The sequence below is a fragment of the Microbulbifer okhotskensis genome (genome assembly GCF_023895975.1).
Classification (GTDB): Bacteria; Pseudomonadota; Gammaproteobacteria; order Pseudomonadales; family Cellvibrionaceae; genus Microbulbifer; species Microbulbifer okhotskensis.
Genome location: NZ_JALBWM010000517.1, coordinates 1 through 234, shown reverse-complemented (window position 1 = coordinate 234; position 234 = coordinate 1). Strand labels below are relative to the sequence as shown.

The window sequence follows — 234 nt, the reverse complement described above, 5'->3', positions numbered from 1 at the left end:
CTAATAACACACAGACAAACAGCAGCAGGCGGAACATGGACTCTCCAAAACCAGATCAAGTTGTCGTTTCGGCCCAGGCGGTCAGCAAAAAGTTCCACACCCAGAGTGGCGAGTTGCAGCTGTTCGAGAACCTCAATCTTGAGGTTCGCCGTGGCGAAAGCCTTGCCATTATTGGCCCCTCCGGGGCCGGCAAGTCAACCCTGCTGAGCATGCTGGCCGGGCTCGATCAGCCCA

At 56.8% G+C, this 234-nt stretch carries 1 protein-coding gene; it reads left to right on the top strand.

Features of this window, described 5'->3' with window-relative positions:
* Positions 1-35: 35 nt before the first annotated feature.
* Positions 36-234, top strand: a 199-nt coding sequence (locus tag MO867_RS23130; RefSeq protein WP_252473500.1) for an ATP-binding cassette domain-containing protein, incomplete at its 3' end; no start/stop codon positions are given.